The sequence below is a fragment of the Streptomyces rapamycinicus NRRL 5491 genome (assembly GCF_024298965.1).
Lineage (GTDB): Bacteria > Actinomycetota > Actinomycetes > Streptomycetales > Streptomycetaceae > Streptomyces > Streptomyces rapamycinicus.
In genome coordinates this window covers 3,294,273-3,319,373 of record NZ_CP085193.1, presented here as the reverse complement: position 1 = coordinate 3,319,373, position 25,101 = coordinate 3,294,273, and the positions used below count along the sequence as shown (strand labels likewise).

The following is a 25,101-nucleotide window of genomic DNA, read 5'->3' as shown; positions in this document are numbered from 1 at the left end:
GTACCGGAGTCAGACGGTCCGCCCCACTCGGAGGCGTACTCAGGCTTTGGCATACTCGCGGAAGCCGCGCCCGGTCTTGCGGCCGAGGCATCCGGCGGCCACCAGATGCTCCAGCAGCGGCGCCGGCGCCAGGCCCGGCTCGCGGAACTCCCGGTGCAGCACCTGCTCGATGGCCAGCGACACGTCGAGCCCCACGACGTCGAGCAGTTCGAAGGGGCCCATCGGATAGCCGCCGCCCAGTTTCATCGCGGCGTCGATGGCGTCCGGGGTGGCGTAGTGCTCCTGGACCATCTTCACGGCGTTGTTGAGGTACGGGAACAGCAGGGCGTTCACGATGAATCCTGCCCGGTCGCCGCAGTCCACCGGGTGTTTGCGCACCGCCGCGCACACGGCGTGCGCGGTCGCGCGCACATCGTCCGCGGTCAGCACGGTGTGCACCACCTCGACCAGCTTCATCGCGGGCGCCGGGTTGAAGAAGTGCAGGCCCACCACGTCCTGCGGGCGCGAGGTCGCCCGCGCGCAGGCGACGACCGGCAGCGAGGAGGTGGTCGTGGCCAGCACCGCGCCCGGTTTGCAGACCTTGTCCAGCACCCGGAACAGCTCCTGCTTGACCACCAGGTCCTCGGCCACCGCCTCCACGGCCAGGTCCACGTCGGCGAACGCGTCGAGCGCGTCGGCCGGGGTGATCCGCGCCAGCGCCTGCTCCCGGGCCTGCTCGGTCATCCGCCCCTTGGACACTGACCTTTTCAGGGATTTCCCTATGCGGGCCTTGGCCGCCGCGGCCTTGTCCAGGGTCCGTCCGGCCAGCACCACTTCCAGGCCCGCCTTTGCGAAGACCTCGGCGATCCCGGAGGCCATCGTGCCCGAGCCGGCGACGCCGACGGCGCGCACGGGGCGCGCCCCTTCCGTGGAGTGCCCCACCTCGGCCGTCGCGGCGTCGGGGACGATGGTGCCGCTGCCCGGCGCCTCGTACGTGTAGAAGCCGCGGCCCGCCTTACGGCCGGTGAGACCGGCCTGGGCGAGCTGCCCCAGGATGGGCGCGGGCGCGTGCAGCCGGTCGCCTGAGGCGGCGTACATGGCCTCCAGGACGGTGCGGGCGGTGTCGACGCCGATCAGGTCGAGCAGCGTCAGCGGACCCATCGGCAGCCCGCAGCCGAGCTTCATGGCGGCGTCGATGTCCTCCCGCGCCGCGTACTTCGCCTCGTACATCGCGGCGGCCTGGTTGAGGTAGCCGAACAGCAGTCCGTCGGCGACGAACCCGGGCCGGTCGCCGAGCGCCACCGGCTCCTTGCCCAGATCGAGGGCGAGCGCGGTGACCGCCTCGACGGCCGCCGGGGCGGTCAGCACGCTGGAGACGATCTCGACGAGCTTCATCGCGGGCGCCGGATTGAAGAAGTGCAGGCCCAGGACCCGCTCCGGATGGGCGGACTCGGCGGCCAGCCGGGTCACCGACAGCGCGTTGGTGCCGGTCGCGAGGATCGCGGTGGGGCTGACCACGGTGTCCAGCTCGGCGAAGACCTCGTGCTTGGTGTCGTAGTCCTCCGGCACCACCTCGATCACCAGCTCCGCGCCGGCGGCGGCGCGCAGATCGGTGGAGATGCGGAAGCGGTCGAGGATCCCGGCCCGCTCCCGTTCGCTGATCCGCTCGCGGTGCACGGCGCGGGCGGTGGCGACTTCGAGCGCGGTGACGGCCCGGCGGCAGGCGCTTTCGTTGATGTCGACACCGATCACTTCGCGGCCCGCCCGGGCCAGGATCTCGGCGATGCCGGTGCCCATCGTGCCGAGCCCGACGACGGCGACAGTAGTGAGCGGGGCCCGGGAGGGGGAGAGATCAGAGGGGGACGTAGTGCTGACGCCGGTGTGTGGGAGACGGTCCATCGCGGACTCCAGAGGGTGTTCCCCGGATGCGGGGATGAAGTGACGACTGAGGGGAGCTCGTGCCATGCCACTGCTGCCGTTCACGCCACGCATGCGCGGGGGGCTGACGCGGCTGACACAAATCCCCGATGGAAGGGCTTGCACGCTCCCTTACGGACAGCGCCGCACGGAGGAAACTGCCCGTGGGAGACACGCGGCCGGCCCTGTCCCGGGGCCATGCCTCAACTGCTGTTCTGGAACTGCCGAACCGACGTCACACAAGGCGGCTGCGTCACCAGGCCGCCGGAGCAGGGGTGCTGCTCGTGTCGCCATATTAACTCGCGGGTAACCAAGATGCCAGAGCTCAAAGTGAGGCCGTGCCGGAACACGGCCCACCGGGGAGGGGAGACCTCGTATGGACGATGAATTCCGGACGCTGACGGAGCGGGTACGGGCCTCGCTCTCAACCCCCCAGGAAACCGCGGCCCATGCCTCGCTGCTCGCGCTCGTGCGCCAGGGCACCCCCGCCGCGCGTGAACAGCTGGCCCGCATCCTCGTCGCGCCGGAGCAGCCGCTGTGGGCCCGGGAGACGGCAGCCTTCGTGCTCGGCAGCGCCAAGGACCGCCGGGCCTTCGAAACCCTTGTCCTCCTGCTCAACTACCGCGAGCCGGCCCGCTGTGCGACCGCCGCCCGGGTGCTGGCCCGGCTCGGCGATCCGCGCACCGCGCGGGCCGCCGCCGCCCTGGCCACGAACCCGCTGCGCACCGCGTACTCCCTGCACCCCATCCGGCTGCTGGTGGAGCTGCGAGCCCCCGAGTCCGTACCGGCCCTGGTGGCCGCCCTGGAACGGCAGTTGGCGGCCCGCGACCGGCACTGGGCGATCGCCCGCGCCTGCGTGGAGGGCCTGGGCGCGATCGGCGACGAGCGCGCCATCCCCGCCCTGACCGCCGCCGCCCAGCACATACGCCTCAGCGCGGCGGCCGCCGCCGCGCTGGCCCGGATCACCGGGGAGGGCGCCGTCACGGGCGGGGGCGCGCCGGAGCCGGCGGGCCAGGGCGGCGGGGCGGAGAAGGTGGGTGAGGCGCGGGTGCCGTGAGGGGAAGCGGGGGCGGCGGGTTTTCAGAGCGGTGACGTCAGAGCGGTGACGTCAGAGGGCGGCGACGTCAGAGCAGTGACAGCTGGGCCGGTGGTGAGTCGGCCCGGGCGTCCGGCTCCTCTTCGGTCCGGGCGCCCGGCTTCCCGGACACATTGCGGTGGGCGCCCGACGCGTACGGGCCGATGCCGTACTCGGTGGCGAAGTCGTGCACCATCCCGGTGATCCGCCGCTGGTACCACTTCGGGGCGTAGGACCCGCCCTCGTACAGCGCGTCGTACCGCCGCAGCAGCCGGGGGTGGTGGTGGGTGAGCCAGGCGGTGAACCACTCACGGGCGCCCGGGCGCAGATGGAGCACCAGAGGCGTCACGGAGCTGGCACCGGCCTCGGCTATCGCCCTTACGGTGGCCCGCAGTTGCTCGGGGGAGTCACTGAGGAAGGGGATCACCGGGGCCATCAGCACACCGCACGGGATCCCGTGGGAGGACAGCGCCCTTACGGCGTCCAGGCGCCGCTCGGGCGAGGGCGTGCCCGGTTCGACGGTGCGCCACAGCTCGCCGTCGGTGAAGCCGACCGAGACCGAGACGCCTATGTCGGTGACGTGTGACGCCCGCCGCAGCAGCTCCAGATCGCGCAGGATCAGGGTGCCCTTGGTGAGGATCGAGAAGGGGTTGGCGCGCTCCGTGAGCGCCGTAAGGATGCCGGGCATGAGCCGGTAGCGGCCCTCGGCGCGCTGGTAGCAGTCCACGTTGGTGCCCATGGCGATGTGCTCACCGGTCCAGCGGCGGGAGGCCAGCTCGCGGCGGAGCAGGTCCGGCGCGTTGGTCTTCACCACGATCTGGGAGTCGAAGCCGATCCCGGTGTCCAGGTCGAGATAGCTGTGGGTCTTGCGCGCGAAGCAGTAGACGCAGGCGTGGGAGCAGCCGCGGTACGGGTTCACCGTCCACTCGAACGGCATCCGGGAGGCCCCGGGCACCCGGTTGATGATCGAGCGCGCCCGGATCTCGTGGAAGGTGATCCCGCGGAACTCCGGGGTGTCGAAGGTACGGGTGGTGACCGCGTCCGCGGCGAAGAGGGCCGGGGTGGCCGCCGTGTCGTCTCGGGTCAGGTTGTCCCAGCGCATCGAAGGCACCTCCGGGTCTCGCTCGTTACCACAATAGAACACATGTTTGATTGGTTTTAGTCAACCCCGGATTTGGGCCGGTGCCCCTGAGGTGGTTGGCTTGCGCCTGTCAGGGCGTCATGGGCTGAAGGCGCCACGTCGAGGGCGGAAGGAAATGCGATGGGGCAGGTCGAGGCCACCACGGAGCGGATCGTCACGGGTAAGCCCGAGGATGTGTTCGACGCAATCGCCGACTACCGCGACACCCGCCCCCGGCTCCTCCCGCAGCAGTTCAGCGAGTACGAGGTGCGCGAGGGCGGCGACGGCGAGGGCACCGTCGTGCACTGGAAGCTCCAGGCCACCAGCAAGCGGGTGCGCGACTGTCTGCTGGAGGTCTCCGAGCCGTCCGACGGCCGGCTGGTCGAGAAGGACCGCAACTCCTCGATGGTCACCACCTGGACCGTCACCCCGGCGGGTGAGGGGAAGTCGCGGGTCGTCGTCACCTCGACCTGGATCGGCGCGACCGGTATCGGCGGCTTCTTCGAGCGGACCTTCGCCCCCAAGGGGCTGGCCCGGATCTACGACGAACTGCTGGCCAAGCTCGCCACCGAGACGGCCGAATAGCGCCTATGGCGCCACTTATGGCGCCCATGGCGTCCTGATCCCGTCCCTGGCCCCTCCCGTCCCCGGCCCCGTCTCCCGGACCGAACGTCACACTCACCGGTTCGGGTGGTTTTCTCCGCAGTCCCGCATACCCCCGTACACACTCTCACCGGGGCGAATGCCGTCCGCGGCCCCTCGTCGGCGATTCGTCGCTGTTTGCCCCCCGTTGCGCGTGATGCGAGAAATGGGCGGCGCAGACGTGACGAGGGGAGAAGGACGTGGGCGGCACCACCGGGACCACCGGCGCCACCGTGCCGAAGCGGCGAGAGAGCCACGAGCACGGCGGATACGAACCGGCGGGCCCTCCCGCCCACGCCACCGACGACGGAACCGAAGCCGGCGGCGCCGGGGCGGGAGCGGCGCCGCGCCCGGCGGACGGCGCCGCCCCGGCGCCCGCCCCGCTCAGCCCGGCCCGGGTGCGGATGGTCTTCTTCGGGCTGATGCTCGCGCTGCTGCTCGCGGCGCTCGACCAGACCATCGTCGCCACCGCACTCCCCGAGGTGGTCGGCGAACTCCACGGCCTGGGCAAGATGTCCTGGACCGTCACCTCCTACCTCCTCGCGGTCACCGTCGTCCTACCGCTCTACGGCAAGCTGGGCGATCTCATCGGCCGTAAGAGCGTCTTCGTCTTCGCGATCGTCGTCTTCATCGCCGGATCCGGGCTCGCGGGCTGGTCACGCACGATGGAGGAGCTGATCGCCTTCCGGGCGGTGCAGGGCGTGGGCGCCGGCGGTCTGATGATCGGTGTCCAAGCGATCATGGCCGATATTGTTCCCCCGCGGGAACGTGGCCGCTATATGGGGCTCATCGGCGCCGCGTTCGGTCTCGCCTCGGTGGCCGGGCCGCTGCTCGGCGGGTTCTTCACCGACCATGCCTCCTGGCGCTGGTGCTTCTACGTCAACGTCCCCTTCGGGCTGCTCACCCTCGCCGTCGTGGCCGCCGTCCTCAAGGTGCCGGAGCCGCCGCGGCGGGCCCGCTTCGACTACCTGGGCGCGCTGTTCCTGTCCCTGTTCTCCACCTGCGCGGTGCTGCTGACGAGTTGGGGCGGCACGGAGTACGCGTGGGGCTCCCGCGTCATCCTCGGGCTCGCCCTGGGGGCGGCGGGTTCGGCGATCCTCTTCGTCGTCGTGGAGTGCGTCGTCCCCGAACCCATCATCCCCATGCGGCTGTTCCGCGACTCGGTCTTCTGCGTCAGCGGGCTGATCGGCGCCGTCATCGGCGTCGCCCTCTTCGGCGCCGCCAGCTATCTGCCGACCTTCCTCCAGATGGTCGACGGCGTCTCGGCCACCGAGTCGGGGCTGCTGATGGTGCCCATGATGGGCGGCATGGTGCTGGCCTCAATCGTCTCCGGACACCTCATCAGCACCACCGGCCGCTACAAGGTCTTCCCCGTCGTCGGCGGGCTGATCTCCATCGCCGGCATGTGGCTGCTCTCCCGGCTGGAGGAGGGCACCTCCCGCCAGGACTACAGCCTGTGGATGGGTGTCCTCGGGCTCGGCCTCGGGCTCGTCCTGCCGGTACTCATCCTCGCCGTGCAGAACTCCGTGCCCGCGGCCGACCTCGGCTCGGCCACCAGCGCCAACAACTACTTCCGGCAGATCGGCGGCAGCGTCGGCGCGGCCGTCTTCGGCACGCTCTTCGCCAACCGGCTCACCGACCGCCTCCAGGTCGACCTGCCCTCCGGGGCGGCGTACGGGAGCGGCGGCGACGGAACCGGTCTGCCCGACCCCGACTCGGTCACCCCGCAGATGGTGCACGCCATGCCGGGCGCCCTGCGTGACGGCTACATCGCGGCGTACGCCCACGCCATACCGCGGATCTTCCTCTATCTCGTGCCGGTGCTCGTCCTGGGCTTCCTGCTCGCCTTCCTCCTGAAGGAGAAACCTCTGGTGTCCCACACCGACTATGCCGTCCAGCAAGACCCGCAAGATCTGCACGACCCCGTGGTGCCGGCCGCGCGCACGGGCGCCCGGCCCCGGCACGCCGTGGCCTCCTCGCCCACCACACCGCCGCCCACCGCGGGCGTCCCGGTCTGCGGCACGGTCCAGCACCACGACGGCACCTCGGTCCCACGGGCGGCCCTGACCCTCATCGACGTCGGCGGACGCCAGATCGGGCGCGGTGCCACCGGGGAGGACGGGCGGTACGCGCTGAGCACACCCGGCGCCGGGTCGTACGTCCTGATCGCGGCGGCCGGCGGCCACCAGCCCCGGGCGGTCAGCGTCACCGTCGGGGACCGGCCGGTCGAACTGGACGTGGTGCTCGGCGGCGCGGGCCGGCTCGCCGGTGCCGTCCTTACGGCGGACGGCACGCCGGTAAGGGAGGCGACCGTCACCCTGACCGATGTGCGCGGCGAGGTCGTCGCGGCCACTCGCAGCGGTCGCGAAGGGGGCTATGTGATGGACGAGTTGGTGGCGGGCGAGTACACCCTCGCCGCCAGCGCCCCCGCGTTCCGCCCCGCCGCCCTCCCCGTCACCGTCCAGGCCGCCCGCGAGACCCGGCAGGACATCGAACTGGCCGGTGGCGCGGTCCTGCGCGGGGTCGTACGGGCCACCGGCGGCCGGGTGGTGGAGGACGCCCGGGTCACGCTGCTGGACGCGGCGGGCAACGTGGTCGACACGGCGACCACGGGCCCCGAAGGCGCGTTCCGCTTCATCGACCTGTCGGCGGGCGAGTACACGGTCATCGCGGCCGGCTACCCACCGGTGGCGACGGTCCTCCAGATCGCGGGCGGCGGCCGTACGGAGCGCGATCTCCAACTGGGTTATGAGGACTAGGCGGTGCCCGGCGGGTCGTCCGGCGGATCGTGACGCCTGCGGCGAGCTGTTCCCCTCCCCGCCCCTTCCCGAAACTGTGGCTTCGCCCCAGACCCCGAGCCGGGGCTCCGCCCCAGACCCCGAAACTGGGGCTTCGTCGGTGGCCTCGGGTTGGGGTGCGCCTGTGACTTCGGGTTGGGGGTGCGCCGGTGGCCTCGGGCTGGGGCTTCGCCCGTGACTCCGGGGCGGGGCTTCGGCCCTTCCCGCAGCGTCGATATGCGGCTCGGCCGCGTGGTGGGGCTCCGCCCCCGGGGTCCAGGGTCGGAGCCCCTGGTATCGGGAAGGGGCGGGGAGGGGAAAGATCCACCGGACAGGGCCCGGCTCCGCCGGGAGGCGCGCCGTGGTGCCCCCGGAGGCGACTCCCTCGCACGTACCCGCACATGACACCTATTCGGGTATTGCCTCCCGCGGTCGCCCGCAACAGCCGTACCGTGGGTAGCGCTGTCGCAGATCTTGCGTGCGAAGGAGTCTTCCGCCTATGGAGTACGGCACGTCGCGCTGTGACGACGGCCAGGGCGAGCCGCCCGTGGTGCCGGAGCAGCGCAGGGGTGTCCACGGGAGGATGCCGCTCGCGGTCGTCGTCATCGACGCCGAGGGGCGGGTCACGCACTGGAGTTCGGGGGCGCGCAGGCTCTTCGGAGCCACGCGGCAACAGGCCGTCGGCCGTCCCGCCGTCGACCTGATGCCGGTCTCGGGGGCGTTACGCGGCGCCGAGGTGCGAACCGACGCGGCGGGCGGCCCGGAGCTCGACGACTCGCGGCTCGGCGCGGTGTACTACCCCACCGCCGGGCGGGCCCGTATGGCGGAGCCGGGCCATGGCCGGGTGGACGTCCTGTGGTGGGCGTATCCGCTGGTGGGCCCGGGGCCGGAACGGCTGTTGGTGCTGGCGGCGGACGCCCAGGGGGTGGGCGGCGACGCGCTGGGGCGCGACGAGCGGATCGGGCCGGGATTCGCGCTGCACACCGAGTTCCCCGGCGCCGAGCGGCTGGCCGGCCGGCTGCCGGACATTCTGCCCAACATGGGCCCGGCCACGGCCGGCCGGATCGTCGCCCAGGTACTGGAACTGGGCTATCCGGTACTGGAGATCAGCCACCACGAGCGCGTCCCGGTGACGCCGGACTGGGGGATGCCCCGCTACCGCGAGCGCCGGGCGCGCCAGGAGGCCGTACGCCGGAGCGCGATCGCGGCGGACGGCGCACTGGATCGGGCGCACGCCCCCGAGCGTTCGCCGGACCCCGACGAGGTGGACCTGGAGTACGCGGCGGTCCGTGAGCGGCTGGAGTTCCTCAACGAGGTCAGCGGCCGCATCGGCACCTCCCTCGACCTCGCCCGCACCATCCGCGAGGTGACCAGCGCCGCCGTCCCGCGCTTCGCGGACTTCGCCGGCACCCATCTGCGCGCCCAGGTCCTGGCGGGCGAGGGGTTCCCCGACGGCCCGCCCGACATCACCACCGTCTGGCACCGCGTCTGGGTCGAGCACAACGACGAACCGGGCCGCTGGGACGACACCGTGCCGGTCGGGGAGAGCATCGCGTTCCCCGAGCACACCCCGTTCTTCCAGTGCATGGTCACGGGCGAGCCGGTGCTGATCCCGCACATCAGCGCCGAGGTGGGCGACCGGATCGCCGGGCAGTTCGAGAAGCGCGACCTCAGACCCCTGATCAACGGCCGGTCGATCCTGATCGTGCCGCTCAAGGCGCGCGATGTGGTGCTGGGCTTCATGGTGCTGCTGCGGCGCCCGGGGCGGGAGCCGTTCGACGACATGGACCGTACGACCGGCGCCGAACTGGCCGCCCGCGCCGGGCTCGTGCTCGACAACGCCCGGATGTACACCTACCAGGAGAACGTCGCCGAGACGCTCCAGGACAGCATGCTGCCCCAGGTGACGCCGCGCATGGCGGGCTGCGACACCGCCACCCGCTATCTGCCCGGGACCCGGCTGGGCCGGGTCGGCGGAGACTGGTTCGACACCATCAAGCTGCCCGGGTCGCGCACCGCGCTGGTGGTCGGCGACGTCATGGGGCACGGGCTCACCTCGGCGGCGATGATGGGGCAGTTGCGCACCGCCGTGCAGACCATGGCCGCGCTCGATCTGCCGCCCGCCCAGCTGCTGCGCAACCTCGACGATCTGGCCCAGCGGCTCGGTGAGCACTATCTGGCCACCTGTCTGTACGCCGTCTACGACCCCGTCACCTCCGAGCTGGTGGTCTCCAACGCGGGCCATATCCCGCCCGTGCTGGTGCGGGCCCGGGACGGCCGCAGCGAGCTGCTGGACCTGCCCACCGGGGCGCCGATCGGCGTGGGCGGGGTGCCCTTCGAGACGGTGACGGTGCGGGTGGCGCCCGGCGACCGGCTGGTGCTGTGCACGGACGGCCTGGTCGAGGTGCGGGGCCAGGACATCGGCGCCGGGATCGCCGCGCTGTGCGAGTCCGCGGCGCATCCGGCGGCGTCCATGGACGCCGCCTGCGACACCATCATCCGGGCGCTGGCCGCCGCCTCCCGTGACACGGACGGCCGTGGCGGCCGTAAGGACGACGTGGCGCTGCTGATGGCCCGGCTGAACGGCGTACCGGCCGAGGACGTCGCCCAGTGGCGGCTCGCGCTGGACCCCGGCGAGGTCGGGCGGGCGCGCCGGCTCGTCCGAGAGCGGCTGCTGCGGTGGGGGCTGCCGGAGGCCGTGGAGACCGCCGAGCTCCTGGTGAGCGAGGCGGTGACCAACGCGATACGGCACGCCCACACCCACCATGTGCGGCTGCGCCTGGTGCGCACCGACGCCCTGCTGTGCGAGGTCACCGACGACGACCACGAACTGCCGGCGCTGCTGAGCGCGGACCGCGACGACGAGAGCGGGCGCGGGCTGCGGGTGATCAGCAAATTGGCGCGCGAGTGGGGGACGAGCCGCACGGGGCGCGGTAAAACGGTGTGGTTCGAGCAGGCGTTGGCACATCCGGCCGAGCAGGCGTTGACACACCCAGGGGAGCGGCGATGAGCGTCTCGGAGCGCTACCGGCAGGCGTGGGAGAGCTACTGGCGGGAGACCTCGGACGTCCCGGGGGACGCCATCTGGGACGCGGACCCCTCGCTGAGCGCCGCCCCGCATCTGGACCTGCTCGCCCCGCACGCCGACACCTCGCTGCCGATCGTCGACCTGGGCTGCGGCAACGGCACCCAGACCCGCTATCTGGCCGCCCGTTTCGGACGGGCGCTGGGCGTCGACCTGTCCCGGGCCGCGGTGGAGCACGCACGGCGCGCCGACCCGGAGGGTGCCGCGGAGTACCGGCGGCTGAGCCTGACGGACGCGGCCGCGGTGGCGGACGTGGCCCGGCGGCTCGGCGACGCCAATGTGTACATGCGGGCCGTCATCCACCAGAGCGACGCCGCCGACCGGCGTCCGGTCGCGGAGGCGGTGGCCACGCTGCTGGGGCGGCGCGGGCGGGGGTTCGTGGTGGAGCTGACGGCCCGGTCCAAGGCCGTGCTGGGGGAGCTGGCGGCGAGCCCGGGCGGTCCGCCGCCGAAGCTGCGCCGGGTCTTCGACCACGGGCTGCGGCCGGCCGACGCGGCGGACAAGGAGGTTCCGGAGGTGCTGGCGGAGGCCGGTCTTGAGATCCTGGCCGACGGGCCGACGGCGCTGGCCCAAACGGAGCAGTGGCCGGACGGCTCCCGGGTCGAGCTGCCGGCCCGCTGGTTCGTGGTCTCGCGGGCGTAGTCCGACGTGGCGGGCGGACCCCGCGCGCCGCAGGCGGGAACGGTGGACTGGACCAGTTATCCACAGGGGTGGTTCGGGTCGGGCGCGGCGCGTAACGTGACGAGACATGAAGATCCTCATCAGCGCCGACATGGAGGGCGCCACCGGCGTGACCTGGCCGGCTGATGTGCTGCCCGGCACGCCGCAGTGGGAGCGCTGCCGCCGTCTGTTCACCTCCGATGTGAGCGCGGCCGTCGCCGGGTTCCTCGACGGCGGTGCGGACGAGGTGCTCATCAACGAGGCGCATTGGAGCATGCGCAATCTGCTGCTGGAGGAGCTGGACGACCGCGCGCAGATGCTCACCGGGCGGCACAAGACCCTGAGCATGGTCGAGGGCGTGCAGCACGGTGATGTGGACGGGGTGGCGTTCGTCGGCTATCACACCGGCGCGGGCACCGAGGGCGTCCTCGCCCACACCTACCTGGCCAACTCCATCACCGGCGTATGGGTGAACGGCGCGCGGGCGAGCGAAGGCCGGCTCAACGCACTGGTGGTCGCCGAGTACGGGGTGCCGGTGGTGCTGATCACCGGGGACGACAAGACCTGCGAGGACGCCAAGGACTATGTGCCCGACGCCCGGTGCGTCGCGGTCAAGGACTATGTCTCGCGCTATGCGGCGGTGTGCCGCACCCCCGCCCGCACGGCCGCGGACATCCGGGAGGCGGCCCGGGAGGCGGCGGTGCTGGCGGTGCGCCATGAGCCCGCCCGCGGCGGGCCGTTCACGCTGGAGCTGGAATTCGACGCCGAGCATCTGGTGGGGGCGGCGAGCGTCGTGCCAGGCGTGGAGCGCAGCGGCGAGCGGCGCGTGGCGTACACCTCACCGACCATGTACGAGGGGATCCGCTGCTTCAAGGCCGTCACGACGGTCGTCTCGGCCGCGGTGGAGGAGCAATATGGCTGACGCGGACCGCGCTGGGGCGATCGACGCCCAGGCGCTGGAGGAGGTGGTGCGGTTCACCTCCGATCTGATCAGGATCGACACCACCAACCGCGGCGGCGGTGACTGCTCGGAGCGCCCGGCCGCCGAGTATGTGGCGGAGATGCTCGGCGATGTGGAGATCGAGCCCACCCTGCTGGAGCGGTCGCCGGGGCGCACCAATGTCGTCGCCCGGATCGAGGGCACCGATCCGTCCGCGCCCGCGCTGCTGGTCCACGGCCATCTGGACGTGGTCCCGGCCGAGCCCGCCGACTGGACCGTGCACCCCTTCTCCGGGGAGGTGCGCGACGGGGTCGTCTGGGGCCGGGGCGCCATCGACATGAAGGACATGGACGCGATGGTGCTCGCCGTCGTCCGGGCCTGGGCGCGGACGGGGGTGCGGCCGCGCCGGGACATCGTGCTGGCCTTCACCGCCGACGAGGAGGACAGCGCCGCCTGGGGCGCCGGTTTCCTCGCCGACCGTCACGCCGAGCTCTTCGAGGGCTGCACCGAGGGCATCAGCGAGTCCGGAGCCTTCACCTTCCACGCCGGGTCCGGGATGCGGATCTACCCCATCGCGGCGGGGGAGCGCGGCACGGCCTGGCTGAAGCTCACCGCGCACGGCCGCGCCGGACACGGCTCCAAGGTCAACCGGGACAACGCGGTCAGCCGGCTGGCCGCCGCCGTCGCCCGGATCGGTGAGCACAGCTGGCCGGTCCGGCTGACGCCCACGGTGAAGTCCGCGCTCACCGAACTGGCCGCGCTCCAGGGCGTCGCGGCCGAGGTGGACGCCCCGGACTTCGACGTCGACGCCCTGCTGGCCAAGCTGGGCCCCGCCGCCGCCCTGATCGAGCCCACCGTGCGCAACAGCGCCAACCCCACGGTGCTCGAGGCCGGTTACAAGGTCAATGTGATCCCGGGCAGCGCGACCGCCTATGTGGACGGGCGGATGCTGCCCGGTGGCGAGGAGGAGTTCCACGACACCCTCGACCGGCTCACCGGCCCGGATGTGGAGTGGGAGTTCCACCACCGGGAGCGCCCGCTGGAGGCGCCGATCGACACCCCCACGTACCGGGCGATGCGCGCCGCCGTGGAGCACTTCGACCCGGGCGCCCGCGCCGTGCCGTACTGCATGTCGGGCGGCACCGACGCCAAGCAGTTCTCCCGGCTCGGCATCGCCGGATACGGCTTCTCGCCGCTGCGCCTGCCCGAGGGCTTCGACTACCAGGCGCTCTACCACGCCGTGGACGAGCGGGTGCCGGTGGAGGCCCTGCACTTCGGCGTCCGCGTGCTCGACCACTTCCTGCAGAGGGCGTGAGGAACACGGTGCAGCAGCAGACGGCCGTCATGGCCCCGTACGGCGACTGGCACTCGCCGGTCGACGCCGAACTCGTCGCCTCCCACGACGGCCATCCGGAGTATGTGGGCACGGTCGGCGAGGAGGTGTGGTGGACCGCGCCGCGCCCCGGCGAGGGCGGCCGCCGCGCCCTGATCCGGCGGCGCACCGACGGCGCCGAGGTCCCGGTGCTCGCCCCGCCGTGGAATGTGCGCAGCAAGGTGATGGGGTACGGCGGAATGCCCTGGGCCGCGGTGGACCGCGCGAGCGGCGGCCCGCTGGTGGTCTTCGTCCACTTCGCCGACCAGCGGTTGTACGTCCATGAGCCGGACGCCGGGGCCGGGGCCGCGCCCCGCCCGCTGACCCCGCTGTCGGCGGTGGGGGAGGGGCTGCGCTGGGCCGATCCGGTGCTCCTCCCGGAGCGCGGCGAGGTGTGGTGTGTGCTGGAGGAGTTCACCGGTGCGGGGCCGACCGATGTGCGGCGGGTCATCGCCGCCGTACCGCTGGACGGTTCGGCCGCCGAGGACCGTGCGGCGGTGCGCGAGCTGACCGACGACGGCCATCGCTTCCTCTCCGGGCCCCGGCTCTCGCCCGACGGCCGGCGGGCCGCCTGGATCGTCTGGGACCACCCCCGGATGCCCTGGGACGGCACGGAGGTGATGCTGGCCGATGTCGCGCAGGACGGCTCCTTCACCGGCGCCCGGGCGGTGCTGGGCGGGCCGGAGGAGTCGGTCGCCCAGATCGAGTGGGCCGAGGACGGCGCGCTGCTGGCGGCCACCGACCGCACCGGCTGGTGGAATCTGCACCGTCTCCAGCCGCCGGAGGCGGCGGGGGAACGGGCCATGGCCGGGCGGCCGGTGGAGCTGTGCCCCCGCGAGGAGGAGTTCGGCGGGCCGCTGTGGAAGCTGGGCCACCGCTGGTTCGCCCCGCTGACCGGCGGGCTGATCGCGGTGCTGCACGGCCGGGGCGCGGCGGCCCTCGGCATCCTCGACCCACGGACCGGCGACCTGGCCGATGTGCCCGGCCCCTGGACCGAGTGGGAGCCGACGCTGGCCGTCAACGGCACCCGCGTGGTCGGCGTCGCGGCGAGCCCGCACAGCGGCCATGAGGTGGTGGAGCTGGACGTGTGCACCGGTCGCTCCAGGGTCATCGGCAGCGCCCACAGCGACCCCGTGGACCCCGCGTACTACCCCCGGCCGGAGGCCCGCACCTTCACCGGACCGGACGGCGGGGAGATCCACGCCCAGCTCTACCCACCGCACCATCCCGGCCACACCGCACCGGATGGTGAGCTTCCGCCGTATGTGATCTGGGCCCACGGCGGGCCCACCGGCCGTGCCCCGCTCGTGCTCGACCTGGAGATCGCCTATTTCACCTCGCGCGGCATCGGCGTCGCCGAGGTCAACTACGGGGGCTCCACGGGCTATGGCCGCGCCTACCGCGAGCGGCTGCGTGAGCAGTGGGGCGTGGTCGACGTCCAGGACTGCGCCGCCGTCGCCGGGGCGCTCGCCGACGAGGGCATCGCCGACCGGGCCCGGCTCGCGATCCGCGGCGGCAGCGCGGGTGGCTGGACGGCGGCGGCCTCCCTCACCGCCACGGACCTCTACGCGTGCGCCACCGTCAGCTACCCCATCCTCGACCTGGTCTCCTGGGCCACCGGCGGCACCCATGACTTCGAGTCGCGCTACACCGAATCGCTGGTGGGCCCCCTCGATGAGGTGGCCGACCGCTACCGCGAGCGCTCCCCGCTGCACCGCGCCGACCGCGTCGGCTCGCCCTTCGTACTGCTCCAGGGGCTGGACGACACCATCTGCCCGCCCGAGCAGTGCGAGCGGTTCCTGGAGGCGGTCTCCGGGCGCGGCGTCCCGCACGCCTATCTCACCTTCGAGGGCGAGGGCCATGGCTTCCGCCGCGCCGATACGATGATCCGCGCCCTGGAGGCCGAATTGTCGCTGTACATCCAGACCTTCGGGCTGATCAGATCCGATGTGCCCACCCTGGAGCTGCTGAAGTCAGCGGTTCCGAACTCCACTGGAGGAGCGAGTTGACACCCCCACCGGCCCCGCGCATCGTCGGTCGTGATCCGCTGCCCACCGCCGTCGCCGGCGCCTGGCCGCAGGGCGGCGAGCCCGAGACCTGGCTGCTCAGCGTCTCCCGGTACACCGCGGCCATGGACGCGGGCGCGCCCGGCACGATCCTGGACGCCGAGGAGCGGGAGCGGGCCTCGAAGTTCCTGCGGGCGGAGGACCGCGAGCGCTATACGGCGGCCCATCTGGGCCTGCGGGAGCTGCTCGGCGCCTATCTGGGCATGGCCCCGGCCGATGTGCCGTTCACCCGCGAGGACTGCCCCGGCTGCGGTGGGCCGCACGGCCGGCCCGCCGTGTCCGGCACTCCGCTGCACTTCAATATGTCGCACGCCGGTGATCTGGTGCTCTTCGCCTTCGCGGGCTCCCCGGTCGGGGTGGACGTGGAGAAGCTGCAGCCCGCCTCGGTGGTCGAGCAGGTCGCCGAGAGCCTGCACCCCAAGGAGCGCGCCGAACTGAACGCGCTGGCGCCCGCCGACCGGCCCGCCGCCTTCGCCCGCTGCTGGACCCGCAAGGAGGCCTATCTCAAGGGCCTGGGCACCGGCCTGTCCCGGGACCCGGCGGTCAACTATGTCGGCACCGGGCTCTCCGCCGTGCCGGTCGGCCCGTGGGCGATGACCGACATCCCCGTGGACGGGGTCATAGCCGGGAGCTCCGGCTATGCGGCGGCCATGGCGCTGCTGACATCATTGCCGCATGCCTGACGTCCGGTACGTCGCCGAGGGAACCCGGGCCGCCATCCGCCACACCCGCCGCGAGGACGCCGCGGAGTTCACCAGGCGCGCCCGGGAGAGCATGCCGTTCCACCGGCCCTGGCTCACCCTCCCCACCACCGAGCCGGCCTTTCAGCACTACATCGCCCAGCTGGAGCGGGAGGACCGCGAGGGCTTCCTGGTCCATGCCCGGGAGACCGGTGACATGGCCGGATTCATCAACATCAACAACATCGTGCGCGGCGCCTTCCAGTGCGGCTCGATCGGCTACGGCGCCTTTCCGCCCGCCGCCGGGCAGGGCTATATGTCCGAGGGGCTCGGGCTCGTACTGCGCCATGCCTTCGGGCCGTTGGGGCTGCACCGCGTCGAGGTCAACATCCAGCCGGGCAACAAGGCGTCGATCGGGCTGGTGAAGCGCCATGGCTTCCGGCTGGAGGGATTCTCCCCCGACTTCCTCTACATCGAGGGCGCCTGGCGCGACCACGAGCGCTGGGCCATGACCAGCGACATGCTGAACCAGCGGACCGACCCTGGCTGACGGTGCCGGGCGCCGGGGGTCGGTGCGGGGTGCCGCCCGACGGTGCCGGGGTGCCGGGCGGCTGGTGCGGCTGACGGGTCACCATGATCGGTCCGATGCCGCTCTGTTCAGCGGGCCCGTCCGCGTTGTTCCATGGTCACCGGACGGTCGCCGCACCGAGGTGACCCAAGGCAGTCGGAACGAGGCAGCCCGTGGCCACGAGCGTGCGACGTACCACCCTGACCCTTCCCACCGCCCCCGTGGGGCCCGACAACCCCCTGCCCGCGCTGCGCCCCCTCGACGAAGTGCACCGCGTGGACGACCGCACCCGGACCACCCTCCCCACCGACATGGCCCGTCAGGTCGCCTACGCACCACTGCGGTCGGTGCTGCCGGTGCGGCTGCGCGACGGCTACGGCCGCGACCGCGCCCCCGCCGCGCTCGATGCCATCGTCCTGGAGAACGGCCGGCTGCGGGCCACGGTGCTGCCCGGGCTCGGCGGCCGGGTCCACTCACTGGTCCACAAGCCGGCCGGCCGTGAGCTGCTGTACCGGAACCCGGTGCTCCAGCCCGCCGACTTCGCCCTCAACGGCGCCTGGTTCTCCGGCGGGATCGAATGGAACATCGGAGCCACCGGCCACACCACCCTGTCCTGCTCACCCCTGCACGCCGCCCGCGTCCCCGCCCCCGACGCCGCCGAAGGGGGCGCGATGGTGCGGCTGTGGGAGTGGGAGCGGCTGCGCGACCTGCCCTTCCAGGTGGATCTGTGGCTGCCCGCCGACTCCGCGTTCCTCTACGTCGGCGTCAGGATCCGCAACCCCCACCACCTCCCCGCCCCCGTCTACTGGTGGTCGAACATCGCCGTCCCCGAGGACGAGCACACCCGAGTCCTCGCCCCCGCCGACGACGCCTGGCACTTCGGCTACGCCCGCACCCTCGGCAAGGTGCCGGTCCCGGAGTGGGACGGCGCCGACCGCACCTATCCGCTGCGCGGCGACTACCCCGCCGACTACTTCTACGAGGTGCCCGACGGCGCCCGCCGCTGGATCGCCTCGCTCGACGCCGACGGCGGCGGCCTCGTCCAGACCTCGACCGATCTGCTGCGCGGCCGCAAGCTCTTCGTCTGGGGCGCGGGCCCCGGCGGACGGCGCTGGCAGCAGTGGCTGACCGAGCCCGGCACCGGCGGCTACGCCGAGATCCAGGCCGGGCTCGCCCGCACCCAGCTCGAGCACATCCCGCTGGAGGCCGGGGAGGAGTTCGCCTGGCTGGAGGCGTACGGCCCGCTGACCGCCGACCCGGCGGCCGTCCACGGCGCGGACTGGGGCGCCGCCCGCCGCGAGACCGAGGCCCGGCTGGAGGCGGCGCTGCCGCGCGACGAGGTCGACGCGGCCTACGCCGCCTGGCGCCCGTACGCCGACGCGGAACCGGCGGAGCGCCTCGCGACCGGCTCCGGCTGGGGCGCGCTGGAGATCGAGCGCGGCGGATTCCAGCTGCCCGGGACGCCGTTCGACCCGGACACGCTGGGGGAGGAGCAGGAGCCGTGGCGCCGGTTGCTGCGTACCGGCGCCCTGCCCGACTGGGAGCCGGGCCCCTCCCGGGCCGACCCCGGCGCCTCCGTGGTCGCGCCCGCCTGGCGCGACCTCCTCGAAGCGGCGCCTTCGACCGCCGCCGCCGAGTACCACCTTGGCGTCGCCCAGTGGCACGCGGGCGACCGCGCCCAGGCCGAGCGCAGCTGGGAGCGGTCGCTGCGGTGCGCGGAGACGCCCTGGACGCTGCGCTGTCTGGCCGTCGCCGACACCGCCTCCGGCCATGCCGCGCGCGCGGCGGAACGGCTGCTGCGCGCCGTACGGCTCCTCCTCACCTCGGCCGCCGCCCCGGAGCCCGAGGCACCCCCGGAGCCCGAAACGGCGGGAGCGGGAGCGGGAACGGGAGCGGGAGCGGGGACGGGCGCGGCGCGGCGGGAGGGCGCTGGGCAGGGGGCGGCCGTCTCAGTGGCCGCGCCGCCCGTCGCCACCGACCCGCTCGACCCGCTCGCCCTGGAGACGGCCGAGGCGGCGCTCGGCCGGGAGGCGATCCTCGCGCTGCTCGCGGCCGCCCGCGCCGACGACGCACGAGCGGTCCTCGACGCCCTGCGCCCCGCAATCCGCGCCCGCGGCCGCTTCCGGCTGCTGCGCGCCCAGGTCCTGCTGGCCCAGGGCGACGCCCTGGCCGCCCGCGCCGTCTTCGACGAGGGCTTCGAGGTCTGCGATCTGCGCGAGGGCGACGAGGCGTTGAGCGACACCTGGTACGCGATCGTGGAACGGCTGGCGACCGGCACCCAGGACCCACTCACCGAGGAGGCCCGCGCCCGAACCCACGCCGACCACCCCCTCCCCGCCCACTACGAATTCCGCATGCGCCCCGCCTAGCGCACCCACGGCCCGCAGGCGGCCTGCCCGGGTCGCGCCCGCAGGCACCCGGCGCCCAGCAAGCGCTCTGCGGTCCGCATCGCGGGCCATCGCGGGCCATCGCGAGCTATCGCGGGTCATCGCGGGTCCGGGCCCGCATAGCGCGGCCCCGTGGCGGGCACCCGGGCGTGGACGGCGGCATGGCGTATCGGTGGAAAGGAGCCGCGTACCGTGAGGACACCGCATGATCCTGGGGCGGATCCGGAGGATGAGGGGATTCCCGATCTGCGGGACGGGACGCCCGAGCAGCAGTGGGCCGAGGATCCTGAGCGGTTGCCCGTGGCCGGGGACGAGCCGACGATCGCCGTGTACCGGGACACCACGAGCGCGGAGACGCGGGAGCGGGAGTCGCTCGACGAGCGGTTGACCGATGAGGAGCCGGAGGCGGGGGAGCCGGTCGGCGCGGTGGCGGAACCGGCTGGGCCGCTGTACGACGAGCCGGATCCCGGCGTCCCGCGTGAGCAGGACGTCTACTCCCAGGAGGGCTCGACCAGCGGGCTGTCCGCCGAGGAGGAGGCGGTCCGGATCAAGAGCGATGAGCTCCGGGATGTGGACGATCTCTACGAGGAGGTCGACGACGAGGAGGCCATCGTGGATCCGGGACCGCCCTCCTGACGGGTGACGGGTCTGCCGGACGGTGCGCTCACGGGCGGGTCACGCCGGGTTCCGGTCGACATACTCGAAGATCGAGCCGTCGGGGTGGCGGGCCACCAGGGTGCGTCCCACGGGGGCGGGCAGCGGACCGGCGACGATCTGCCCGCCGACCGCCGTGAGATCGGCGATCGCCTCGTCCACGTCCTTCACCGCGATCGTCGCCGTGATCTTGCGGAGAATCGACATCTCCGACTCCGGTCCGCTCATCAGGAAGAAGCAGCCGACCGCCGCGACCGCGACGGGGCCGCGCTGGAAGCGCACCGCCTCGGCTCCCGTCAGCTTCTCGTAGACGGCGATCGCCGAGTCCAGGTCGTCGACGCACACGCGGAGTGAAGTCCCCAGAATATCCATGCGGGCGAGCCTAGTTGAACTGCTCAGACGCGGCAGAGGATCTCACCGTGCAGGACGGCGAACCAACCGTCCGGGGCCGCGCCCCACGTCCGCCACGCCTCCGCGATCGACCGCAGTTCCCCCTCCGTGGCATGGCCGCCGTCCACCGCGAGCCGGGCGTAGGAGGAGGCGACCGTGCGGTCCGCCCACAGTCCGCTCCACCACGCCCGCTCCTCCTCGGTGGCGTAAGCCCACGCCGTGGCGGTCGAGGTGATGTCGGTGAACCCCGCCTCCAGGGCCCAGGAGCGCAGCCTGCGACCGGCGTCCGGCTCACCGCCGTTGGCCCGTGCGACCCGGCGGTAGAGGTCCAGCCAGCCGTCCAGTCCGGGGACGGACGGGTACCAGGTCATGGTGGCGTAGTCGGAGTCGCGCACCGCCACGATGCCGCCCGGCGCGCACACCCGTCGCATCTCGCGCAGCGCCCCCACCGGGTCGCCGACGTGCTGCAGCACCTGATGGGCGTGGACCACGCAGAAGGAGTCGTCGGGGTGGTCCAGCGCGTGGACGTCGGCGACCGCGAAGGAGACGTTGGTCAGCCCGCGCTCGTCGGCCACCGCGCGGGCCCGCTCCAGGATGGCGCCCTCGGCGTCGACGCCCGTGACCTGCCCCTGGGGGACCAGTTCCGCCAGGTCGGCGGTGATGGTGCCGGGGCCGCAGCCGATGTCCAGGATCCGCATATGGGGCCGGAGATGGCCGGTGAGATACGCGGCGGAGTTGGCCGCGGTGCGCCAGGTGTGCGAGCGCAGCACCGACTCATGGTGGCCGTGGGTGTAGACGGCGGCGTCCTTCGGCATGGCGGAACTCCCCCTTCGGGACCGGTGCACGGGTGGCTCCACCGTAGAAGGCATCTCGCATCACGAGAAGAACCGTCTCAATATGCGAGCAGTCGGTCCGTCGCATCGGCGGCGCCGTCACATCGGCGGTCCCGTCACATTGGCGGTCCCGTCACATCGGCGGCTCCGCCACATCGCCGCGGCTGATCACGCCCAGCGCGCGCCCCGCCTCGACCACCGGGAGCCGCCCCACCGCATGCCGCCGCATCAGCGCGGCGGCCTCGGCCACCTCCTCGTCCGGCCCGATCGTCACCGGGTCCGGGGTGCATACGGCATTGCAGGTGACGGCGAGGGGGTCGACGCCCTCGGCGACCGCGCGGAGGGTGATGTCGCGGTCGGTGAGGACGCCGAGTACCTCCCCGTCGCTGGCGACCAGCACATCGCCGATGTCCTGTGCGCGCATCAGCTGCGCGGCTTCCACCAGCGAGGCGTCGGGGCGCACCCAGATCGCGGGCCGCGTCATGACCTCCCGCACGGGGCGAGTCGGGTCGCGAGGTGGGTCCTGGGACACCTGTCCACCTCCCCTTCCTGGGTGATGTGCTGCCCGCAGTACCCAGCCGGGGCGGGGGGTATGCGCGACGGATGCGCGCCGTCCGCGATCCCTGAGCAGCGATCCCTCATGTGCTCGGGTGCAGCCCCAGCGCCGAGACCACCTCCTGCACCGTGTGGAACGTCCGGTCCGTGGGCAGTTTCTCGGCCAGAGCGATCAGCCCGTCCGGTGTGTGCCGGTCCTCCAGGACGCGCAGCAGCCTCTCACGATCCGCCGGGAACGACGTACGTCCCAGCCGGCGGGCGAACTCGAACCGCACCGTCTCGGCCTCACCGGTCGTCCCCCGCGCCGGGATCGGCCCCAGGGCGACGTCCGGGTCGTCGTCGGCGGCCGGCTCCGGGTCGTGCCACTCCTCGGCACGGGTCGGGTGCCCGGAGCGGATCAGTCCCTGGAGCTCATGCTTCATCTCGTCGTCCTTGTGGACGCTCAGCCGGTCGCTGCCTCGCTGCATGTCGGTCCCCTTCCTCAGCGGGTCCGGGTGTGTCTCCCGGGTCGGTCATCCCCGGGACGTGTCAATCGGCTCCCGGGACGGTCGGATCCGCTCCCGGGATGTTCAATCCGCGCCGCCCTCGTACGGCCAGCGCAGCAGAGCGCCGAGACCGCCCACCGGGATGTCGTCGCCGTTCGGCTCCGCCTCGGCCGGTGCCACCGTCAGCGCTTCGGCGCCGGTGGCCACGACCGAACGGATCAGCGCGTCGTCGGCGCGGGCCGGGGCCGGCCGGGTGTCGCCCAGGTACTGGACATCGGTACGGCGCAATGCCAGCTGGTCGGGTTCGGTGCCCACCCATACCTCGCGGTACAGATCGGGCCCGTCCGGACGTATCAGCAACGAGCCTATGCGGTGCTCACGCGCCGCGTCGACCAGCGCCGGAACCCCCTCGGCCGCCTCCACGCGCCCGCCCGAGGGCATCCGGCCGGCCCGGAACCGCTCCAGCGCCTCCTCGCCGCGCTCATGGGCGTACCGGGCGCGTGCGTCGTCCACCTCCTGGTCCAGCAGCCGGGCGGCGTGGCTGCCGGGCGGGGCGGAACCGGGGGCGCGGCCCCCGCGCGAGGTCTCCACCGCCGCCGAGCGCAGCTCCTTGGGCAATTGCTCGTGGACCGCGCGCCGCTCGCGCGGATCCCCGGCCAGCACGACCAGATCCGCGCCGGTCTCCCGCCGGCAGGCGCCCAGCTCATCGGCGATCAGGGCCGCGTTCCGCTCCCAGGTGTTCTCCGTCCTGAGCTGGAAGTGGCGCTCCGACCAGTCGGCAGTGGCGGTCCGGTGCACCGGCCACTGCCGTCCCTCCACCGAGCCGACCCGGTCGCCGCCGTGTGCGTCGCGCAGCTCGACGTCCGCGCCGGTGCGGTCGATGTACGCCACCAGGCAGGACGGATCCTCGCCGGTCAGCTCCAGCAGCGGTCCCACATGCGGAAGCGCCGACCACCACGGGGGCTCGCTCATCGGCGGCGGGGCCGGCAGCGGGGTGTCGAGGACCACTTCACCGGCCGTGGCGAAGACGGCCCACCCGGCCGGTCCCGCACCGGGCGGCAGCGCGGCCAGCCTCTCGTACACCGCACGGCAGGTGGCCTGGTCGGCGCCCTGCCCTTCCAGCCGGCGGCTCGCCTCGCGGGCGGCGCGTTCCTGCTCCTCGGCCGCGGACTCGTCCGGGTGCGTGGTGTCGAAATAGACGCTGGCCCACGGGCCCGGGCGGTCATAGAGCGGTTGGAGATGTCCGAGTCGCATGTACTCCCTCCAGATTTCGAGTCCCCCACGCGTACCCATGACGACGGCATCGACACGACGGCATCGGCACGAGGTCGTCGGGACGATTGGGGGTGAGGTTCGACGCCGACGTTTGGGGCTCGTGGGGGCGGGGACCCGTCGTCCGGCCGAGCGGCCCGTAGGGAGTGAGGAGCGGCGCCGGACGCGGGACATCAGGGGCCGGGTCCGGCGCCGTGCCCTGCGCAAATGCCCTGCGGAAGTGCCCGCGTACCCGTGGTCCGCTCGCGTTCGGGGACTGTTAGCGAGGGTGGGGCACGGGTACCCGGCGGCGCATGACTGATAAATCGGCCTATCCGAAGCCGGGCATACCCTCGGCCGGGGACCTGGCGGAGCCGGTCGCCCGAGCCGTACGCGAAGAGGTCCGCCGGGAACTGCGTGAACAGTCCGGGCGGCGCGCGGTCCGCCTCTACGGGGGCGCGGCGGCGGCCGCGCTCTACGCGGGGGGTGCGCTGACGGCGTGCCTGGTGTTGCTGTTCGCATTGGCGCTTCCGGGGTGGGCGGCGGCGCTGGTCGTGTTCGCGCTGTTGCTGGTGGTGGCGGGGTGGCTGAAGAACGCGGCGGGGCAGGGGGCGGGGCGACGGCCCGGTGCGCCTTCGGCGCCTGCCGCGCCTTCTGCCCCTTCGGGGCCCGTGGCTCCTCCCGGTCCTTCTGGCGGTCCTGCCGGGCCTCCCGGTGGTCCGGCCGGTCCTGGCGGGCCTCCCGGTCCTGCCGGTGGACCCGGTGGACCCGGTGGACCCGGTGGACCCGGTGGTCCTGGCGGGCCTGCCGCGCCTCCGACGCCCCCCGGGCCCGGGGCGCCTCCTCAGCCCCCTCATCCTCCTCACACGGGGTGATCGCCCATGGCGGAGAATCCGCTGCTGACCAGGCACGGCGAGGCGCTGGACCTCTTCACCGAACGGGTGCACGCGATCCGGCCCGATCAGTGGGACGACCCGACGCCCTGCACCGAGTGGACCGTACGCGACCTGGTGAACCATCTCGCGGTCGAGCAGATGTGGGTGCCGCCGCTGGTCCGGGAGGGGGCGAGCGCCGGCGACGAGAGCGATCCGCTGGAGGGCGATCTGCTCGGTGACGACCCCGTCGCCACGTGGGACGTGGTGGCGACCGCGGCGCGGGACGCCTTCCGCGAGCCGGGGGCGCTCGACCGGACGGTCGACCTCTCGTACGGGGAGAGCCCCGCGACGCATTACTGCGCGCAGATGACGGCTGACGCGGCGGTGCACGCGTGGGATCTGGCCCGGGCCATTGGGGCGGATGAGCGCATTCCCAAGCCGCTGGTGGACTTTTCGGTGCGGGAGGTCGCGCCGTACGTGGCGGACTTGGAGGAGAGCGGGTTGTTCGCGGCGCCGGTTGAGCCTCCGGCGGGGGCGGGTGCGCAGGCTCGGCTCTTGGCCCTGTTGGGGCGCGAGCCGTAGGCGATTCCCCACCCCGCCCCTTCCCGAAAGCGGGGGCTCCGCCCCCTCGCCCCCGCCGGGGCTCCGCCCCGGACCCCGCTCCTCAAACGCCGGAGGGGCTGGATTAAACCCTTGCCCAGGCCCTGCGCCGAGCCACCCTGCTGGTCGAGGGCAGCGGTCTCCTGCCCGCCGTCGAAGCCACGCTGCACCACCACACCGGCGCACCCAGG

21 protein-coding genes are annotated in these 25,101 nt (G+C 73.1%); 14 read left to right on the top strand and 7 right to left on the bottom strand.

Annotated features, from left to right (window positions below; genetic code table 11):
• Nucleotides 1–39: 39 nt before the first annotated feature.
• Nucleotides 40–1,878, bottom strand: coding sequence for a 3-hydroxyacyl-CoA dehydrogenase family protein (locus LIV37_RS13360; RefSeq protein WP_020867649.1), 1,839 nt, complete (start codon nucleotides 1,876–1,878; stop codon nucleotides 40–42).
• 394 nt (nucleotides 1,879–2,272) lie between these two features.
• Between LIV37_RS13360 and LIV37_RS13355 the strand changes: the two genes are divergently transcribed.
• A complete protein-coding gene (locus LIV37_RS13355) occupies nucleotides 2,273–2,953 on the top strand; it encodes a HEAT repeat domain-containing protein (protein ID WP_020867648.1) in 681 nt (226 codons plus the stop codon).
• Between the two features lie 67 nt (nucleotides 2,954–3,020).
• Here the strand turns inward: LIV37_RS13355 and LIV37_RS13350 are convergent, their stop codons facing one another.
• Nucleotides 3,021–4,073: an Rv2578c family radical SAM protein gene (locus LIV37_RS13350; RefSeq protein WP_020867647.1), complete on the bottom strand. Its 1,053-nt coding sequence runs from the start codon at nucleotides 4,071–4,073 to the stop codon at nucleotides 3,021–3,023.
• Nucleotides 4,074–4,232: 159 nt separating this feature from the next.
• Between LIV37_RS13350 and LIV37_RS13345 the strand changes: the two genes are divergently transcribed.
• From LIV37_RS13345 to LIV37_RS13295, 11 genes are all read left to right on the top strand, one after another.
• Nucleotides 4,233–4,676 carry an SRPBCC family protein gene (locus LIV37_RS13345; RefSeq protein WP_020867646.1) on the top strand — a complete coding sequence of 148 codons (444 nt, stop codon included), beginning with the start codon at nucleotides 4,233–4,235 and terminating at the stop codon, nucleotides 4,674–4,676.
• 461 nt (nucleotides 4,677–5,137) lie between these two features.
• A complete protein-coding gene (locus LIV37_RS13340) occupies nucleotides 5,138–7,492 on the top strand; it encodes an MFS transporter (RefSeq protein WP_373920773.1) in 2,355 nt (784 codons plus the stop codon).
• Between the two features lie 517 nt (nucleotides 7,493–8,009).
• Nucleotides 8,010–10,520: a SpoIIE family protein phosphatase gene (locus tag LIV37_RS13335; RefSeq protein WP_020867644.1), complete on the top strand. Its 2,511-nt coding sequence runs from the start codon at nucleotides 8,010–8,012 to the stop codon at nucleotides 10,518–10,520.
• The gene (locus tag LIV37_RS13330) at nucleotides 10,517–11,236 is read left to right on the top strand and encodes a class I SAM-dependent methyltransferase (RefSeq protein ID WP_020867643.1); all 720 of its coding nucleotides are present in this window, start codon (nucleotides 10,517–10,519) and stop codon (nucleotides 11,234–11,236) included. Before LIV37_RS13335 ends, LIV37_RS13330 begins: the two co-directional genes overlap by 4 nt.
• Before the next feature lie 106 nt (nucleotides 11,237–11,342).
• Nucleotides 11,343–12,176 (top strand): M55 family metallopeptidase, encoded by an 834-nt coding sequence (locus LIV37_RS13325; protein ID WP_020867642.1) that lies wholly within the window; start codon nucleotides 11,343–11,345, stop codon nucleotides 12,174–12,176.
• On the top strand, nucleotides 12,169–13,509 hold the full coding sequence (locus LIV37_RS13320; RefSeq protein WP_020867641.1) for a M20/M25/M40 family metallo-hydrolase: 1,341 nt from the start codon (nucleotides 12,169–12,171) through the stop codon (nucleotides 13,507–13,509). The genes LIV37_RS13325 and LIV37_RS13320 overlap by 8 nt, the downstream gene beginning before the upstream one ends.
• A gap of 29 nt (nucleotides 13,510–13,538) precedes the next feature.
• Nucleotides 13,539–15,575: a S9 family peptidase gene (locus LIV37_RS13315; protein WP_121826069.1), complete on the top strand. Its 2,037-nt coding sequence runs from the start codon at nucleotides 13,539–13,541 to the stop codon at nucleotides 15,573–15,575.
• The gene (locus LIV37_RS13310) at nucleotides 15,572–16,315 is read left to right on the top strand and encodes a 4'-phosphopantetheinyl transferase family protein (protein WP_020867639.1); all 744 of its coding nucleotides are present in this window, start codon (nucleotides 15,572–15,574) and stop codon (nucleotides 16,313–16,315) included. Before LIV37_RS13315 ends, LIV37_RS13310 begins: the two co-directional genes overlap by 4 nt.
• Complete coding sequence (locus tag LIV37_RS13305) at nucleotides 16,308–16,862, top strand: GNAT family N-acetyltransferase (RefSeq protein ID WP_020867638.1); 555 nt, start codon at nucleotides 16,308–16,310, stop codon at nucleotides 16,860–16,862. Before LIV37_RS13310 ends, LIV37_RS13305 begins: the two co-directional genes overlap by 8 nt.
• A gap of 191 nt (nucleotides 16,863–17,053) precedes the next feature.
• Nucleotides 17,054–19,249 (top strand): DUF5107 domain-containing protein, encoded by a 2,196-nt coding sequence (locus LIV37_RS13300; RefSeq protein WP_121825518.1) that lies wholly within the window; start codon nucleotides 17,054–17,056, stop codon nucleotides 19,247–19,249.
• 210 nt (nucleotides 19,250–19,459) lie between these two features.
• Entirely contained in the window at nucleotides 19,460–19,903 is a 444-nt protein-coding gene (locus LIV37_RS13295) for a hypothetical protein (protein WP_020867636.1), read from the top strand.
• Nucleotides 19,904–19,942: 39 nt separating this feature from the next.
• Here the strand turns inward: LIV37_RS13295 and LIV37_RS13290 are convergent, their stop codons facing one another.
• The 5 genes from LIV37_RS13290 to LIV37_RS13270 all read right to left on the bottom strand — a co-directional run bounded on the left by LIV37_RS13290 (nucleotide 19,943) and on the right by LIV37_RS13270 (nucleotide 23,438).
• Nucleotides 19,943–20,293, bottom strand: a complete 351-nt coding sequence (locus tag LIV37_RS13290; protein ID WP_037962492.1) for a VOC family protein — start codon at nucleotides 20,291–20,293, stop codon at nucleotides 19,943–19,945.
• A 23-nt stretch (nucleotides 20,294–20,316) separates the two neighbouring features.
• On the bottom strand, nucleotides 20,317–21,126 hold the full coding sequence (locus LIV37_RS13285) for a class I SAM-dependent methyltransferase (RefSeq protein ID WP_020867634.1): 810 nt from the start codon (nucleotides 21,124–21,126) through the stop codon (nucleotides 20,317–20,319).
• 151 nt (nucleotides 21,127–21,277) lie between these two features.
• On the bottom strand, nucleotides 21,278–21,628 hold the full coding sequence (locus LIV37_RS13280; protein WP_121826070.1) for a CBS domain-containing protein: 351 nt from the start codon (nucleotides 21,626–21,628) through the stop codon (nucleotides 21,278–21,280).
• A gap of 154 nt (nucleotides 21,629–21,782) precedes the next feature.
• On the bottom strand, nucleotides 21,783–22,166 hold the full coding sequence (locus tag LIV37_RS13275) for a DUF2795 domain-containing protein (protein WP_020867632.1): 384 nt from the start codon (nucleotides 22,164–22,166) through the stop codon (nucleotides 21,783–21,785).
• Between the two features lie 102 nt (nucleotides 22,167–22,268).
• Nucleotides 22,269–23,438 (bottom strand): baeRF2 domain-containing protein, encoded by a 1,170-nt coding sequence (locus LIV37_RS13270; RefSeq protein ID WP_020867631.1) that lies wholly within the window; start codon nucleotides 23,436–23,438, stop codon nucleotides 22,269–22,271.
• A 311-nt stretch (nucleotides 23,439–23,749) separates the two neighbouring features.
• Between LIV37_RS13270 and LIV37_RS52575 the strand changes: the two genes are divergently transcribed.
• Together LIV37_RS52575 and LIV37_RS13265 are read left to right on the top strand one after the other, a co-directional pair.
• The gene (locus tag LIV37_RS52575; protein ID WP_121825519.1) at nucleotides 23,750–24,310 is read left to right on the top strand and encodes a phage holin family protein; all 561 of its coding nucleotides are present in this window, start codon (nucleotides 23,750–23,752) and stop codon (nucleotides 24,308–24,310) included.
• 6 nt (nucleotides 24,311–24,316) lie between these two features.
• The gene (locus LIV37_RS13265; protein ID WP_020867630.1) at nucleotides 24,317–24,892 is read left to right on the top strand and encodes a TIGR03086 family metal-binding protein; all 576 of its coding nucleotides are present in this window, start codon (nucleotides 24,317–24,319) and stop codon (nucleotides 24,890–24,892) included.
• Nucleotides 24,893–25,101: the final 209 nt, after the last annotated feature.